The 17264-nt window shown below is 36.3% G+C and carries 11 protein-coding genes and 1 pseudogene; 2 read left to right on the plus strand and 10 right to left on the minus strand.

All coding sequences use genetic code 11. The annotated features are described in order from the left end of the window. Positions 1–2: 2 nt before the first annotated feature. From IPZ78_RS09405 to surE, 10 genes are all read right to left on the minus strand, one after another. Positions 3–1967, minus strand: coding sequence for a RagB/SusD family nutrient uptake outer membrane protein (locus IPZ78_RS09405; protein WP_225553014.1), 1965 nt, complete (start codon positions 1965–1967; stop codon positions 3–5). A 19-nt stretch (positions 1968–1986) separates the two neighbouring features. Next, complete coding sequence (locus IPZ78_RS09410) at positions 1987–5202, minus strand: SusC/RagA family TonB-linked outer membrane protein (RefSeq protein WP_225553016.1); 3216 nt, start codon at positions 5200–5202, stop codon at positions 1987–1989. Between the two features lie 435 nt (positions 5203–5637). Next, positions 5638–6123 (minus strand): GNAT family N-acetyltransferase, encoded by a 486-nt coding sequence (locus IPZ78_RS09415; RefSeq protein WP_225553017.1) that lies wholly within the window; start codon positions 6121–6123, stop codon positions 5638–5640. After that, positions 6124–6684 carry a hypothetical protein gene (locus IPZ78_RS09420; RefSeq protein WP_225553019.1) on the minus strand — a complete coding sequence of 187 codons (561 nt, stop codon included), beginning with the start codon at positions 6682–6684 and terminating at the stop codon, positions 6124–6126. 6 nt (positions 6685–6690) lie between these two features. After that, positions 6691–7881 (minus strand): M20 metallopeptidase family protein, encoded by a 1191-nt coding sequence (locus IPZ78_RS09425; protein ID WP_225553021.1) that lies wholly within the window; start codon positions 7879–7881, stop codon positions 6691–6693. Positions 7882–7893: 12 nt separating this feature from the next. Next, positions 7894–8349 carry an SPOR domain-containing protein gene (locus tag IPZ78_RS09430; RefSeq protein ID WP_225553023.1) on the minus strand — a complete coding sequence of 152 codons (456 nt, stop codon included), beginning with the start codon at positions 8347–8349 and terminating at the stop codon, positions 7894–7896. A 36-nt stretch (positions 8350–8385) separates the two neighbouring features. Next, the gene (secA, locus tag IPZ78_RS09435; RefSeq protein ID WP_225553025.1) at positions 8386–11667 is read right to left on the minus strand and encodes a preprotein translocase subunit SecA; all 3282 of its coding nucleotides are present in this window, start codon (positions 11665–11667) and stop codon (positions 8386–8388) included. A gap of 123 nt (positions 11668–11790) precedes the next feature. Continuing rightward, entirely contained in the window at positions 11791–12666 is an 876-nt protein-coding gene (locus IPZ78_RS09440; protein WP_225553027.1) for a 1,4-dihydroxy-6-naphthoate synthase, read from the minus strand. A gap of 3 nt (positions 12667–12669) precedes the next feature. Continuing rightward, positions 12670–12933, minus strand: coding sequence for a hypothetical protein (locus IPZ78_RS09445; RefSeq protein WP_225553029.1), 264 nt, complete (start codon positions 12931–12933; stop codon positions 12670–12672). Next, positions 12933–13712 carry a 5'/3'-nucleotidase SurE gene (gene surE / locus IPZ78_RS09450; protein ID WP_225553031.1) on the minus strand — a complete coding sequence of 260 codons (780 nt, stop codon included), beginning with the start codon at positions 13710–13712 and terminating at the stop codon, positions 12933–12935. Before surE ends, IPZ78_RS09445 begins: the two co-directional genes overlap by 1 nt. Positions 13713–13994: 282 nt before the next feature. On the opposite strand from surE, the gene IPZ78_RS09455 reads away from it, so the two are divergent. Both IPZ78_RS09455 and IPZ78_RS09460 read left to right on the plus strand, forming a co-directional pair. After that, entirely contained in the window at positions 13995–15173 is a 1179-nt protein-coding gene (locus IPZ78_RS09455; protein ID WP_225553033.1) for a TonB-dependent receptor plug domain-containing protein, read from the plus strand. Between the two features lie 20 nt (positions 15174–15193). Beyond that, positions 15194–17263: pseudogene (locus IPZ78_RS09460) on the plus strand (SusC/RagA family TonB-linked outer membrane protein); the annotation flags it as partial. Position 17264: the final 1 nt, after the last annotated feature.

The raw sequence follows: 17264 nt of genomic DNA on the forward strand, positions 1-17264 counted from the left end.
AATTACCATCCTGGATTTTCAACTAACAATGGGTTTCTACGTATTTCATAATTACCGATTGGCCATAAATAATCTCTGGGCGCTATAAACGTTTGGTTGAAGATATTCCTTTCTACATTGTATGTAGCTACCGTTTTGCCTGAAATTGTAAACCCAGTAATATCTTGGTTTAAATATTCAGACGACAATTTCCAACGTCTCAAATCCCAAAAACGCTGACCTTCAAAAGCTAGCTCAATTGATCTTTCCCTTTGAATAATTTCACGTAATCCATCTTTAGATTGATATTTAGTAGGGCTTTTGGAAAAATTCGTCCACGATGAAACAACACCATTAAGACCGGCTCTTTCACGAACTTTATCTATATAACTAATAGCCTCTGCTGATCCTCCATTTACTTCATTGAGTGCCTCAGCATAACTAAGGTAAAGCTCTGCTAAACGAATCTCAGGCCATGGATATGCTTTCCATGTTGGTGCATTTGTTGTGTTTGTTGTAGACTCCCAATGTACAAGCTTTTTGATAAAATAGCCCGTTTCATTCCAATTCGTAAAGTGCCCTACACCCGAACGTTCTGCATTTTTGGCCTGAACATACATTCCATTTTCATCCGAACCAGAGCTAGCCCCATCCTTCATATACCAACGACCTCCATCAAATCCTAAACTCGCGTAAAACCGTGGCTCACGATCATAATTCAATCGCGCTGTTACATATCCTGGCTCGATATAAAAACGCTCGGATGAAACTGCAGTCCTCGTGCTCATGTAATTTGTAAAATCCAACGTTTTATCTTCCTCTATAGGAACACCGTTCTTTGTATAAAACTGCTTTGCAATTTTAATTGGAGCGCCCCATACACCTTGCAATTGGAATCTATCGACATTTCCACCTCGCGCCAACGGCGGCATACACAATGCTTCATTGACAAAGTAACTATTCGATAATCCCCAAACAACCTCTTCTCCCCAACGTTCTGTTACAGCATTGCGAATATTCAACTGTGTTTTAGTTTGAGTACTCAGATTATATCTATCATTAGTGTATTTATACAATTTTACATTATATAATTCGGCTATTTCTATAGCTGCTTTTGCCGCATCTCTCGCCTTTTCCCATTTTAAAGGATCAAAAGATGTATTGACTAAACTTACACCATCTTTATCTTTAAAATCTGCATAGTCGGAGTTACCATTGAATAATGGTGATGCTGCCAACAACAAAACACGAGCTTTTATAGCTAAAGCTATTGGCTTAGTTACTCGTCCTAACTCTGTGTTCTCATCGGTGATACTTTCAGGCAATTTTTCAGCTGCTTGATCTAATAATGTTGAAATAAAATTTACCACATCATCTACAGGCATTCTTTTGTAATACAAATCTTCTGGTTCAGATGCTTCAGAAGCATTGACGTCTATAATTGGAATTGGTCCATACATACGCATCATGTAGAAATGATAATAAGCTTTTAAGAATTCGACCTCACCGATCCATCGTTGACGTTCAAAATCATTTAGATCTGGTACCACATTTTCCTTTTTGACAGTCTCTAGAAAGATGTTACAGTGTCTTATCGCTTGCCATATACGCAAATAATTATATCGACCGTCACCACCTTTCAAATCGCCTCCCCACTCATTAAAGTATGGTTTAGCTCTATTTTGCATTCCTTGCGCTATTCTGAAAGCAGGATGCCAATGTACCTGATCATTTTGTGGTAACCAGATTTCATCACCAGACATCATACCTACATTAAACCAACCATCTCCATTTTCTGGTAAGTAGGAATAACAGGTGAAAAGGTATTTCTCAGCTTCAGTTCTCAATTTGAAAGCGTGATCAATGACAGACACGTTGTCAGGTACGATATCCAAAAATTTAGAACACGAATTAAATAACATTGAAAATGAAACACATATCGCTGAGATTCCTACTTTAGCATTTCCCTTTATTTCTCTTATTTTCATAATTTTCAAGTAATTAAGGTTATAAATTAATTTGAATACCTACGTTGTAAACAGCTTGTAATGGATACCCTAATCCATTGCCTCTCATTTCAACATCCCAAAGTTTGAAATCGCTAATCAAAAACAGATTAGCCCCCGATAAATACACACGAGCATTTTTGATATGTAATTTTTCAAGTGATTTTATGTTGTATCCTATATCAATGCTCTTCAATCTTAAGAAGCCACCATTGCGCATCCACCATGTAGATGTTTGATTATTTGGCCCTACTCTCCAAGTACTCAGTCTCGGCCACATAGCATAGGTATCCTGATTGCTTTCCGACCAATAATCATCTGATATAACTTGAAGTAAACCTGTTTGATTTCCTAAGTTTCCTGTTGCAGTTTTAGTGAAATTAAAAAATGGTTGAATTTGAGCTGAATTTATAAAGAAAGAATATTGAGCTGCTCCTTGAAAGAAAAAGCCGAAATCAAAGTTTTTATAACCAAAACTTGATCCAAATCCATATAATACTTCTGGTTCTGTCGGATAGCCGATTGGAACTCTATCATCGTCATCTATCAATCCATCACGTGTGATGTCGCGATATTTTATATCTCCTGCCAATAATCCAATATCTCCGAATTGTGTAGGAGAATTCGCTACTTCATCATCATCGATAAATAAACGTTCAGCAATGTACCCCCAAGCTTGGTTGATTGAATATCCCTTACGCGCTAGGTGCGATAAATTATCCGTGTATGGCAACTCATCTACTTTTACGATTTCTGTAGTAGCATAGGTAAATGTTCCACGTGCATCCATCCAGAAATTCTGTGAAAAGTTCTTTCTATAATTTAATGATAGATCTACCCCTTTTGAATTAACTCGTCCATAGTTAGACCATGGATTTGCCATCAACCCTGAAGCATTATCAATACCTGAAACGGGCTGCAATATATTAGATCGTTTTTGTTGAAATACATCCACAATAAGATCCAATTTATTGGCAATACTGATATCAGCTCCTAGATTCAATTGTTTTGATAATTCCCAGGTAATATTTGGATTCGCATATCTTGAAATTGATAATCCTGGTCTGGAATAGCGTGGAGCACCATCATCTCGTCCAAATACTGTCCCGTACGAACTGTTATTTAAATTGACATTCGATAAATAAAAGAATCTATCTCCTGTACTCCCAATCGCATCATTACCTACTAAACCATAGGTTCCTCTTAATTTGAAGTTACTTAATATAGGTTTAAGCGGTTCGAAAAATGGTTCTTCAGAAAGTCTATATCCTATACCAAATGAAGGGAATATCCCCCAACGGTGATTGGAATCAAATCGCTCAGATCCATTATAACCAAAATTAAACTCCGCTAAATAGCGATCTTTGAACCCGTATGTAAAACGTCCTGATACCCCAGCATTGCGACTAGGAAGTGTTTCAATTAATGAACTATTTCCAGATACAGATTCATAACTTGAAATATAAGACACAAGCATAGCACTTACAGCATGCTTTTCAGCGAAAGTTCTGTTGTAATTTATAGTTCCTTCTAACCAAACCCTAGAATCGACATCACTAGGTGCTGTACCGTAACCTAAGTATTCTGTTCCTGTAGGTTGCAAAGCGTTAGTTGACCCATCATTTAATGCCTTTAAATTATATGATCCATCCTGAGAATTTACTATAGCTTCGTAATAAAAAGGCGTATAATTTCTGCTGGTACTTGAATGTGCATATCTTCTTAAATAACCCATCGCACGCGCTGAAAGACCTTCTGTTATTGCATTTAAGTCTTGCTTTACTTCAATTTGAGGCTGCAAATTTGAAGTTTTATACGTTTGATAACCCTTTACCATCTCTGCATATGGATTCATATACATGTTAGAACTAGTAGATAAGTCCGAGTTTCTGGTCTGCGTAGATCCGAATAATGGATGTTCTAAGAACGGTAGTTTTGATGCTGGATAAATTGCTGGAAAAAAGACAGGGTTTGCATTCATCGCATTATCAAAAGTACGCGCTCCTCCACCTATCGGACCGGTATAATCATCAAACTGTCCATACATCCTTACGATTGCCGTTGTTGTCTTAGTAACATTAAAATCTACATTGACACGTAAAGAGTAATTATTCAATTTGATATTACTATTAAAATCATTGATCGGCTCGACATTCAATACGCCATTATCACGATTGAACGTACCAGCGATATAATACCTTCCCCGTGGTGTACCTCCAGAAATGTTTAAATTATATCCCTGATTGTTGGTATAATCCTTTATTAACATAGATACCCAATCATTACTTGGAAATAAATAGGGATCTTCTCCATCCATTGTACTAAAAATTTTATTTTGTGAATATGGCTCTATTCCGTTGGGCGTTCTCGTCAGAGCCGCTTCATTTGCCATACGCATATAGGTAATATTATCTGCAAATTTTAAATTTTTAGTATTTGAAGAAAGTCTGTTTTCTGCTCTAAAATTAAATTTTGGAGCACCATCCATACCCATTTTGGTATTGATGAGAATAACACCATTGGCACCACGTGCTCCATAAACAGAGGCTGCCGCCGCATCTTTCAAAACAGAAAAATCAGAAATATCATCTGGTTGAAGTCGCGCCATATCAGTAGGAGAGGATTCAATTCCGTCAATTAGAATTAATGGATCTTGTTTTCCTGTACCAAATGTTGAAAGACCTCGAATATAAAATGTTGAATTATCCGTTCCCAATCCTGGTTCACCGCTACTTTGGAAGGCAATCATACCCGCGACACGACCTGCCAATGCATTGGTAAGATTTGATGAAGCAGTTTTTAATTCCTTAACGTTCACCGTAGTGATAGCACTCACTAGACTAGCCTTCTTCTGTGTACCACCAAATCCTGTTACAGTAACTTCTTCAATTTCTGATTCAAGCTTGTCTAGAAAAATATCAAGTAATATTTCATTATTAGATTTTATTGGTTGATTGGTTAAATTAACAGTCGCTGATTTGAATCCTACAGATTGAAAATCAACTTCAGCTTGTTTATTGGTCGTAAACTCAAATCTTCCGTAAGCATCGGATGATACAGTGAGTACTTTTGCCCCCCTTACTTTTATAGATACACTAGGAATTCCACCTGTAGTATCTCGTACGACACCTCGGACTTTTACATCTTGGGCAATACTTTCAAGAGAAGAAATGGCACTTAAAATGATTGTGATAAATATAAGTCGTAATCCATTCATTGGTTCTAGTTTTTATTGGTAATAAATTTCATTTTGAAAGGAATGGGAAGGAGACCTGGTCGTCCTTAAACCACATATTTCATTTAGGTGATCCTCATAATTTATTCTCGTTTATAGTAGGTAAATTGGTTTTCAAATATTTTTCAACATACGTAGTGCCACTAAATACAACCGTTTATTTATAAAGAGTTTAATTCCTTATAAGAAACAATTAGTGTTATTTTGACACTTATTTAAAAGCAAAAAAAATTACTCACAATATAGTAATGTCTATTAATTAATTGTTAATGTGACACTTATTGAATTGAGTGTAAAAATCCTATGTTTTTCAAACGGCAAAAAAAATACAATAAAGTTTTGAGCAGCTGATTATAATTTGGTTATAGAATTAAATGTAGAAACATTTTTTATGAAATCAAAATTTTTGTAACAAAATTATAGACATAATTGCATTACGTAATCATCCAATACATAGCCATAATAAGGTATATCGATCTCTTGGACAACTTTAAAATTCATTTTTAGATAAAAATAATAAGCTTTATTTCCTCTATTGACATTTAACTCAAGTATTGATCTATTCATTTCCTTTGCTTGAGATATAGCAAAGTTTATTAAGCCATTACCGACTCCCCTTCCTTGCGTCTCTGGTAAAAGATATAATTTTTCAATTCTTAGAATCTGACTATCCTTAATCTTTAATCCAATGAAACCGATAGGTTTATGGTGATAATATGCAATGTAAAAGTCCTGATCATTTTGCATACTTTGCTGTAGAGCTTCTATACTGTAGCTCTTTTCCAACATAAATTCCATTTGATTTGGAGTCAAAATTCCTTTATATGTAGGAAAATAAATTTGATGCGCCAATCTGTGGATGATTGATGCATCCTCTAACCTTGCTCTATGAATATTTAACATCTAAATTTCCTCTCCAACAAAAACAAAATTATTCGAATTCATTTCTAATGTAACGAACCCGTCTTGTTCTACTTCAAAGATATTTCCTTCAATAAATTGCAAACCATTAAATGACTTCAGGATACTCGTGTCGATAAACATACTTTGCCCCTTAATTTTCCATTTTTCATAACTAGATTGCACCGTAACGTATCGAATTCCCTCAGAAAAAACAACAACATTTATACGCTTTGCAAAGTCAAGATAAATAGTCGAACGTTCCTTCGCCAAAACATTAACAGCCTTATAATTAGAATCAATCAAATACTGAAGAGAATCTTCAACAAAATTAGATTTTGGAATTAATTGTTTTGTTTCCTCCTGATTATCTACTATACGATTTGAATACAAAACATCCAATTTGATGTCTTGGGCTAGAAAATAATCGAAATTTTCTTCATTGGTAATAATAGTTGGCGACCATTCTAGAATTTGTCCTAGATATTCTTCAGAAAGTGCTTGAAAGTCTTCTACGACAAGTGCTGGCTCCTGATTTTCACGAACAATATGATGAGAAGACATAAGAGACTACTTGGTTAATTTGCTGTAAGCTATATATGTCATCAATCCAATACTTAATTCTAACGCATCTTCATCAATGTCAAATGTAGGCGTATGAACAGCAGAGTGAATTCCCTTTGCACTATTTCCTGTACCCAAACGATAAAAACAAGCATTAGCAGCTTGAGAATAATAAGAAAAATCCTCGGCAGCAGGCCACAAATCTAACTCTACCACATTTTCCTCTCCTAAATAATCAATAGCAGCTTCTCGAGCTAATGCTGTTGTCGCTGGCTCATTTACCAAATATGGGTATCCTTTACGGACCTCGATATCACAGATCGCATCCATGCTCTCAGCAATACCCGTAGCAATTTTTACGATCTTCTCATGTGCTTGTGCACGCCATTCCTCATTGAATGTACGGAAAGTGCCTTCCAAATAAACTTCATCAGGAATGATATTCGTAGCTCCGTTACCTATAATCTTACCCCAAGAAAGTACAGTAGGTATGCGTGGATCCGCAAAACGACTAACTACTTGTTGAAGCGCAGAAATAACCTGTGCAGTAATAGCTATTGGGTCGATGTTTTGGTGAGGCTGAGCGCCATGGCCACCCTTGCCACGAATAGTCATAAATAACTCGTCGCATGATGCCATGTATTGACCCGAACGAAACCCAACTTTGCCTACTTCTATAAATGGCATCACATGCTGACCAAATACAGCCTCAGGACTAGGGTTGTTCAACACCCCTTCTTTAATCATTATAGATGCACCACCTGGCAATTTTTCTTCACCAGGTTGAAATATTAATTTTACCTGCCCCCCAAAATGAGGCTTCAATTCATTCAAAATCTTTGCAACTCCTAATAATGAGGAGGTATGCACATCATGACCACAAGCGTGCATTACTCCGATGTTTTGAGAGCCATATTCTCTTCCTTCAACCTCCGTGATTGGCAAAGCATCCATATCAGCACGCAATGCAATTACTCTTCCAGATTCCAAATCTCCTGTAATAAGACCTACCACACCGGTATTAGCCATAGATTGATAAGGTATACCTAATTTCTCCAATGTCGTTTTGACATAAGCCGAGGTATTATATTCTTCAAAAGAAAGCTCTGGATTGCGGTGGAGATGGCGACGGATTTCTACCGTCTCAGAAAAATATTTCTTTGCCAACTGTTGAATGTCACTCTTAATATTGGCCATGTTATAGTTGATTTATTCCCAAACCCAAATGTCTTCCTGGAATACGAAAACACTTTTATATTGAGAACGGATAGTGTTCATAAATTCGTTCGCTTGACTTCTACTTCTAAAATCACCAACCTTTACCCTATAGTTGGGTGACGAATAGGTAATATAAGTATCCATATCCGAGTATTGATTTTTAAATCTAGCCTGCATAGAATAAGCCTCACTACGATTTGAACCCGAATAGACTTGAACTCTAAAGCCTTTACGTTTAACACGTGAAGCTCTAGTCTTATCAACGGTTTTGGTACCTAAACTGATAAGACGAGCTGTTGTTGGATTGATCTCATTTGCTGCTCTAAAGTTTTGCAACAATGTAATAAGTGAATCTTGTTTGACCTCTACATTACCCTCTTGCCCCTTAGCTTGAATACAGATCAAGCAAATAGCACTAAATAAAATCAATCCTTTACTATACAACATCTCTTATATAACTCCTTTATTATAGAATTGTACGATTTATTTACCGTGACAATTTTTGTATTTCAATCCTGAACCGCAAGGACACTCGTCATTACGACCAACAGTTTGTTCTTTACGGATTGGTTGTGTAATCGCTATGTCTTCTTCAGATACACCTGTTGGCGAATCTAAATCTTCTTTTGTAGCTTTTAAATTAGCTGGTTGAGCAGGGATGGGTTTCGCTTCCTCAATATTTTGAGGCTGTTGCTGACCTGGTATCTCACCTTTGAATAAGAAGCTTACTATATCTTTATTCATAGAAGCAAGCATTACTTTAAATAAATTAAATGCTTCCATTTTATAGATGATGATTGGATCCTTTTGCTCGTAAACAGCATTTTGCACGGATTGCTTCAAATCATCCATTTCACGCAAATGCTCTTTCCATGCGTCATCAATTAAAGCAAGAACTATGCCCTTTTCAAATGATCTGAATACATCTTCTCCTTCTGATTCAACAGCTTTTCTCAAATTCGTAGAGACTTGAATACCACGAATACCATCTGTAAAAGGAACAACAATATTCTCAACCATATCACCACGCTCAGCCAATACATTTTTCAGTACCGGAAGTGTCTGCGTAGCTACTGTTTTAGCCTTATTCTGATAATGTGATATTACTTGAGAGAATAACTTATCTGTCAGATTTTCTACATTACTAGATGTAAATTCTTCTACGGTGATTGAAGGATCTAATGCAAAGATACGAATTACCTCTATTTGGAATTCATCAAATGAACCACCCTCCTTAGAGCTTATTACTAAGTCTTCAACGACATCATAAATTGTATTATTCAAATCTACATCCAGACGTTCACCAAACAAAGCATTTTTACGTTTAGAATAGATTACATTACGTTGCGAATTCATTACGTCATCGTATTCCAATAGACGTTTACGAATACCAAAGTTATTTTCTTCTACTTTACGTTGTGCGCGCTCAATAGATTTTGTAAGCATACTGTGTTGCATTACTTCTCCATCCTCAACCCCCATTTTCACCATGATGTTTGAAATTCGCTCTGAGGCGAATAAACGCATTAATGGATCTTCAAGAGACACAAAGAATTGTGACGATCCAGGATCACCTTGGCGACCTGCACGACCACGTAACTGGCGGTCAACACGACGAGATTCATGACGTTCTGTACCAATAATAGCCAAACCACCCGCTTTAATAACTTCTTCTGTCAACTTAATATCCGTACCACGACCTGCCATATTTGTCGCGATAGTTACTTGACCCGGATGACCCGCTTCTGCAACAATTTCAGCCTCACGTTGGTGCAATTTCGCGTTCAACACGTTGTGTTTGATACCACGTAATTTCAACATACGACTCAATAATTCTGAGATCTCAACCGAAGTAGTACCCACTAAAACTGGACGACCTGCTTCAGTCAATGTTTGGATTTCTTGCGCTACAGCATTGTATTTCTCACGTGCTGTACGGTAAATAAAATCTTGCTTATCCGTACGTGAGATACCTCTATTCGTAGGAATATCCACGACATCAAGCTTGTAAATTTCCCAAAGCTCACCAGCCTCAGTTGAAGCGGTACCCGTCATACCAGCTAATTTGTGATACATACGGAAGTAATTTTGTAAAGTAACGGTTGCATACGTCTGTGTAGCGTCTTCTACCTTTACATTTTCTTTGGCTTCGATAGCTTGGTGAAGACCATCTGAATAACGACGACCGTCCATGATACGACCTGTCTGCTCATCTACAATCTTAACTTTGCCTTCATCAACGATGTATTGATCATCAATTTCAAAAAGCGTGTATGCTTTCAACAATTGATTGATCGAGTGAATACGTTCTGCTTTTACTGAATAATCACGTAATAATTCATCTTTACGGGCAGCTTTTTCTTCTAATGGAGCATCGGAATTTTCAATATCCGCGATTTCGCTACCTACATCAGGTAATATAAAGAAACTAGCATCTTCGCCTTGTGCCGTGATTAATTCTATACCTTTTTCAGTTAATTCAACTTGGTTGTTCTTTTCGTCAATTACAAAGAAAAGTTCTTTATCTGCTTTTGGCATATGACGATTTTGTTCCTGCATGTAGAAATTTTCAACCTTTTGCAAGATTTGACGGTGATTATTTTCACTTAAAAATTTAATCAACGCCTTATTTTTTGGTAATCCTCTGTATGAACGGAATAAAGCTAAACCTCCCTTTTCAGGATCTGTATCACCAGCTGCTATAGCTTTTTTAGCTTCATTGAAAACTGTGTTTATATATGCTTTCTGTGCGTTTACCAAACGCTCGATACGCGGTTTTAATTGATAGAATTCATGCTGATCTCCCATTGGGATCGGACCAGAAATAATTAATGGTGTACGCGCATCATCAATTAATACAGAATCCACCTCATCAATCATAGCAAAATGCAATTTGTGTTGAACCATTGCATCAGGAGTTTGCGTCATATTATCACGCAGGTAATCGAAACCAAATTCATTGTTAGTTCCGTATACGATATCAGATTTGTAGGCCTTACGACGCTGAGGTGAGTTTGGCTGGTGCTTATCAATACAATCTACAGATAATCCATGGAATTCAAATAATGGAGCGTTCCATTCAGAGTCACGTTTAGCTAAGTAATCATTTACTGTAACGATGTGTACACCCTGACCAGATAAAGCATTCAAATAAGTAGGCAAAGTTCCAACTAAAGTTTTACCCTCACCGGTCATCATTTCTGATATTTTACCTTGATGCAATACAATACCACCAATCAGTTGGACATCATAGTGAACCATATTCCAAGTCACTTCATTACCGGCGGCCAACCATTTATTAGCCCATTGCGCTTTGTCTCCTACGATAGTAACATTAGGCTTGCGTGCCGCAATTTCTCTATCGAAATCTGTTGCCGTAACATCCAATAGAGGATTCTCAGTAAATCGACGAGCAGTCTCTTTTACCACAGCAAACGCTTCAGGTAATATTTCAGCTAAAATTTCCTCTAGTTTTTTATCACGATCTTTTTTAAGCTTATCTATTTTTTCGTAAACCTCTGTTTTTTCCGAAATATCTACAGCGTGATCATCAGCTTTAGTTTTCAGCTCAGTGATTTCGGCATCTATTTCCTTTAAGTACTCCTGGATACGGCTTTTGAATTCAACAGTTTTAGCACGAAGCTCGTCATGTGACAAATTGGTTAGCTTACTATATTCTCCTTTAATTTTTTCAACTATCGGCTGTATAGATTTGATATCACGTTCTGACTTGCTACCAAATAATTTACTTAAAAATTTTAACATAATTTTATTTTATCTCTTTTCACATGCTCAAAATTGAATCCAAACTCTAATTCAGGACAATTTGGCACTAGTCGGGCAAATTTAATTATTCAAAGTGATAACTTTCAATCTAATAATAGATTTTTAATCATTTCCACTCAAAAATATATTTTTTTCGCTTTTCGGTACAATATTTAATTCTTGCGCTTTGCCAAACATGGACATAATAGCCTTCTTTCCTAGATCACCTAGGTCTTTGGAATATTGATTTACATACAATTCAATGTGTTTGTACATGACCTCTTCTTCCATTTCTTGAGCATGCGAACGAATATATGCTAAACCTGATTTGGGATTAGCGAAAGCATACTCTACACTTTTACGAATTAATCGATTTACTTTTTCTTTAATATCAGTTGGTAAATCCCTCCGTATGACAATTCCGCCTAATGGAATCGGACTTTCTGTCGTTTTTTCCCAATAATCACCCAAGTCTAGCACCTTGTGTAATCCTTTATCTTGATAGGTGAATCTATTTTCATGAATAATTAGTCCCAAATCAATCTCGCCATTTAATAAAGCAGACTCAATATCCGAAAAAATAAGAGTTTCTTTATTCTGAAGATCTGGATACGCTAAGCCTAATAAGAAATTTGCAGTAGTAAATTTCCCAGGAATTCCTGTTTTAAGATTTTGATATTCTTCAGGAAGTTTTTCACCTGCATACGCAGAAAGTTTTTCGGCTAATTCTTGATTTTTCGTGATCAATAAGGGACCAACTCCAAAGCCCAATGCCGAACCAGCATCCAACAATTCATAATCCTCCACTGCATAAGCAAAAGCGTGATAACTCAGCTTCGTAATAGCTAATTCCTTTTTAAAAGCTTTTTGATTAAGTGTTTCGACATCGTGATACTCCACTTCAAATTCCAATCCTTCAGTAGCAATTTTATGATGTATCAATGCATCAAAAATAAACGTATCATTGGGACATGGGGAAAAACCTAAATTTAATTTCATTACTTACACTTTAAATTTTGTGAGGACAATAAATAGCAGCATTGACAAAAAGGTAATTAAAACAATCCCTTTTGCTAAATATTGATTACCCGCGCGGAATGAAAAACGAACAATTATCAAATTAACAACTGCCGCTATAACATAAAAGGCAATTGGTTTTTCAGCAAAATAGGTTTGCTGAAAAGATGTATAAACTGTTACTAAATATGCTATTAAAGGGGCTATTACACCTACTAAAACACCTACAATTAATGAATCTCTTTGCATTATTTAATATCAAAAGACCATGAATTCAACTCTTGTATAGCATGATGTGCCGTCATATCAAACTGAGTAGGTACAATAGAGACATACCCATTGTTAATCGCAAAAACATCGGTATCTTCTCCTCTATCTACCCAATCGTATCGACCTGTCATCCAATAGTAATCTCTACTATATGGATCAACGCGATTTTCAAACTCCTCAACCCAGTTACCATTCGCTTGTCTACATATTTTTATACCCTGTATACCTTTGTCAATATGCGGAAAATTAACATTTAATAGTGTGCCCTTAGGTAAACCATTATTTAATACTTGCTCTGAAATACTTGAAATATAGGAACGAATATGCGAAAAATCAGCTTCATGAGAAAAATCATCAAGAGAAAAACCAATTGATGAAATTCCTTCGATAGCACCCTCTACCGCAGCAGACATTGTACCTGAATACAGCACATTTATTGAATAATTCAGTCCATGATTAACACCAGAAACACACAAATCTGGCTTTTTATCTTTGAAAATGCGATCTACTGCTAGTTTAACACAATCCACAGGCGTACCCGAGCATTTGTACATTTCGATACCTGGATATAAATCAACTTTATCCAAACGCAAAGGTTTTCCGATGGTAATAGCATGTCCCATTCCAGATTGAGGTCCGTCTGGAGCTACCACGACTACTCTTGCTAATTTTTGCATTTCTTCCAACAGAACTTTTATTCCCGGTGCAGTAATGCCATCGTCATTTACAACTAAAATAGTAGGTTTCTCTTTTGCCATATTGTAAAGTTATGGAATTTTATCAAAACACTATTCAGTTATAAAAGTTAACCTCAAGGTTTTAAAAAAACAACATTTTACTTAGTGCTAATAAAAAACAAACATTTTAGCAACACAAAAAAAGTTCGGTTATTTTTTTTAAAAAAAAATTAAAAAACAATACTATAAAAGGAAAATATTTTCGATATTTATAATACATAATACTTAATTAAAACACAAAGCCAAATCAATTTAAACTGGCTAATTTGTATAATCAATTTTAAACACTTTAATATATCTTTTATGATCAAACATTTATTTCCTTATGGAGGATTTAAGCGGTTTTTGTGGATTTCTGGGGCTGTAACTTGTTGCTTAACCATTTCTCAACAAAACATCTACGCTAAATCTATCCATTCCTTAAAAGTTACCCATCAACAAGAAACTATTAATGTTAAAGGGGTAGTAAGAAACTCTGTAACCAATGACCCTATTGCGGGAGTAACTGTAACTGTCACAGGGACTAGTATCGCCACGACGACAAACAGCAATGGTGAATATGAATTAAGAAATGTCCCTAAAAATGGTCAGATCGCTTTTACAATGATAGGTATGCAGTCTCTGGTAGAAAACGTTAATGGACGTACAAACATTAATCTTACAGATGACAATGCCAATATTGAAGAAGTAATTGTTGTTGGTTATGGAACACAAAAAAAGTCAGTAGTCTCTGGTGCTGTCACGGCAGTCAAAGGCGATGAGCTAGCCAAATCATCTTCAGTTAATTTATCTAATGGTCTAGCAGGTAGACTACCCGGTGTTACGGCTATGCAAAGCGGCGGGGAACCAGGTTATGATGGTTCGAATGTTCGAATTCGCGGGATAAACTCCTTATCTGGGGGGAATACAAGTCCTTTAATAGTTATCGACGGTGTTCCAAGTAGAGCGGGGGGTATCGATCGATTAAATCCCAATGATATAGAAAGTGTATCGGTTTTAAAAGATGCCTCTGCGGCGATTTATGGTTCACGTGCAGGTAATGGTGTTATTTTGATTACCACAAAACAAGGTAAATCCGGTAAGCCACAGCTTTCATACGATGCCTTCTATGGTATTCAACGACCTACTCGCACACCTAAAATGTCAGGATCACCTGAGTATGCTGAAATATTAAATGAACTAAGAATTTTTGGTACTGACCTTGATCCTCAATATTGGGATGATGCTTGGAATGCGTTAAATACTACAGGATCTTACACAAGAACTGATAAGCCAGGAACGATAAATGCAGCCTTCACTCCTGATGAAGTACAAAAATTCAAAGATGGATCAGACCCCTATCGCTATCCTAATACAGATTGGTTTGATGAGGTTATGAAAAATTGGTCACCACAACAAAGACATAATTTACAAATAAATGGTGGCGGAGAAAACACGGTTTATTTAGCTTCATTAGGCTTTACTAATCAAGATGCCTACTAAAAAAATCCGCAACGAATTATAATCAATACGATTTACGATTAAATATAGAAAGTAAAATTAATGATCACCTTACTACCACAATAAGTGTCGTAGGAAGGGAAGAAGAGCGTAATTTTCCAACTGTAGGCGCAGGAGATATCTTTAGATTTTTGATGCGCGGTCGTCCAAATGAACCGGCATTTTGGCCTCATGGAGAACCAGGACCTGCAATAGAGTATGGTTACAACCCCGTTGTATCTACTACTGATCTTACAGGTTTTAACAAAACTATTGACGATTATTTACAAACAACAGGGAAGATTGATTTCAAAATTCCTGGTGTAGAAGGATTAAAACTAACTGGGTCGGCTTCTTTAGATAAGTCTTGGAAAAGAGGTAAAAACTGGAGGACCCCTTGGACATTGTATTCTTGGGATAAAACAACCTTACTCGATGATGGTACACCAAGTCTAACGGGCTCTGTAAGTTCCCCATTCACAGATGCACGATTATCCGAAACTATGGCTAATCGTTTAGGTGTTAACTTAACGGCTATGGCAACGTATGATAAAGTTATTAATAATGATCATACAATTTCTTTATTAGCTGGATTGACGAGAGAAACAGATAAAAGCAGTGGATTTAATGCTTTTAGACGCTACTTTTTGTCTACACTAATACCTGAATTATCTTTTGGTGAAAATAAAGAACAAACGATAGGTGTAAATGATATTTTTACTCGCGCTCGATTAAGTTATTTCGGACGTGTAAATTATAACTACCAAGAAAAATATCTTGCTGAATTCCTATGGCGTGTGGACGGTTCGTACATATTCCCACCTGAAAAACGTTTTGGTTTTTTCCCAGGAGTTTCTGTAGGTTGGGTCTTGTCCAAAGAAGAATTCTTTAAAGACAATGTTCAGTTTGTAAATAGCTTAAAAATAAGAGGCTCATGGGGTCAAATGGGTGCTGAAGCATTTGCCAATAATACTTTAATGGAATACCAATTTTTCACATTAATGAACACAGGCTCCGGAGTATTTAATGACCAAGTTGTAAAAACACTTTGGGAAGCAAACGTCCCTAATCAGAATTTCACTTGGGAAGTTGCAAACAACAGTAACGTAGGGCTGGATGCTACCTTTATGGACAACAAATTCTCATTTACTTTTGATTACTTCTATAATCAAAGATCAAATGTTTTGGCACAAAGAATTGCTTCCGTTCCTGAAAGCACAGGAATTCCATTTGTGAATCTTCCTCCAGAAAATATCGGGAACTTGAAAAATTCTGGATATGAATTTAGCTTAAACTATCAGACCAATATTAATGATTTCACATTTGGAGCTGGTATTAATGGAGGATATGCTAAAAACAAAGTTTTATTTATGGATGAGATACCAGGAGCACCTGATTATCAACGAAGAACAGGGGCTCCGACAGATGCTTGGCTATTATATCAATATGATGGTGTATTCAAAGATATGGAGGCTATTAACGCCAATACGTTAGATTATAGCGCTATCACAGGAGGAGCTGATTTAAGACCTGGAGATATGAAGTTCGTTGATTATACAGGTGATGGTATAATTGATGGTGATGACCAAGTTCGTATGGATAAAAATAGCATACCAACATTTACAGGAGGTTTAAATCTAAACGCGGCCTACAAAGGCTTTGATTTAACCGTCTTGATGCAAGGTGCTACGGGAGGTTTACAAATGATTGGAATAACCGAATCTGGAGATATAGGAAACTATTTGGACTGGTCGTATCAAAACCGATGGAGTATTGACAATCCAAGTGATGAATTTCCACGTTTGAGTAATAGAAATACAGCGTATTATCAGGATGGCAATAAAGCACTTAACAACACGTATTGGGTTAGAAACAACAATTATTTAAGGTTAAAAAATATTGAGCTTGGCTATACCATAAATCCAGACATCTTGAACAAAATAGGTGTTAAAGGTTTAAGATTGTATATGAATGGTATCAACCTGTTTACCATTGATAAAATCAAGATTTGGGATCCTGAATCAACAAATACAAGTGGTCAATATTATCCACAAGCAAAAGTTATCAACTTCGGTTTGAAAGCAACCCTCTAAT

The organism is Sphingobacterium bovistauri (assembly GCF_020295405.1).
GTDB lineage: Bacteria > Bacteroidota > Bacteroidia > Sphingobacteriales > Sphingobacteriaceae > Sphingobacterium > Sphingobacterium bovistauri.

What these genes read in the sequence shown, in the direction of transcription:
- IPZ78_RS09405 (WP_225553014.1), bottom strand. Translation starts at nt 1,967, where the DNA reads ATGAAAATAAGAGAAATAAAGGGAAATGCTAAAGTAGGAATCTCAGCG.
- IPZ78_RS09410 (WP_225553016.1), bottom strand. Translation starts at nt 5,202, where the DNA reads ATGAATGGATTACGACTTATATTTATCACAATCATTTTAAGTGCCATT.
- IPZ78_RS09415 (WP_225553017.1), bottom strand. Translation starts at nt 6,123, where the DNA reads ATGTTAAATATTCATAGAGCAAGGTTAGAGGATGCATCAATCATCCAC.
- IPZ78_RS09420 (WP_225553019.1), bottom strand. Translation starts at nt 6,684, where the DNA reads ATGTCTTCTCATCATATTGTTCGTGAAAATCAGGAGCCAGCACTTGTC.
- IPZ78_RS09425 (WP_225553021.1), bottom strand. Translation starts at nt 7,881, where the DNA reads ATGGCCAATATTAAGAGTGACATTCAACAGTTGGCAAAGAAATATTTT.
- IPZ78_RS09430 (WP_225553023.1), bottom strand. Translation starts at nt 8,349, where the DNA reads ATGTTGTATAGTAAAGGATTGATTTTATTTAGTGCTATTTGCTTGATC.
- secA (WP_225553025.1), bottom strand. Translation starts at nt 11,667, where the DNA reads ATGTTAAAATTTTTAAGTAAATTATTTGGTAGCAAGTCAGAACGTGAT.
- IPZ78_RS09440 (WP_225553027.1), bottom strand. Translation starts at nt 12,666, where the DNA reads ATGAAATTAAATTTAGGTTTTTCCCCATGTCCCAATGATACGTTTATT.
- IPZ78_RS09445 (WP_225553029.1), bottom strand. Translation starts at nt 12,933, where the DNA reads ATGCAAAGAGATTCATTAATTGTAGGTGTTTTAGTAGGTGTAATAGCC.
- surE (WP_225553031.1), bottom strand. Translation starts at nt 13,712, where the DNA reads ATGGCAAAAGAGAAACCTACTATTTTAGTTGTAAATGACGATGGCATT.
- IPZ78_RS09455 (WP_225553033.1), top strand. Translation starts at nt 13,995, where the DNA reads ATGATCAAACATTTATTTCCTTATGGAGGATTTAAGCGGTTTTTGTGG.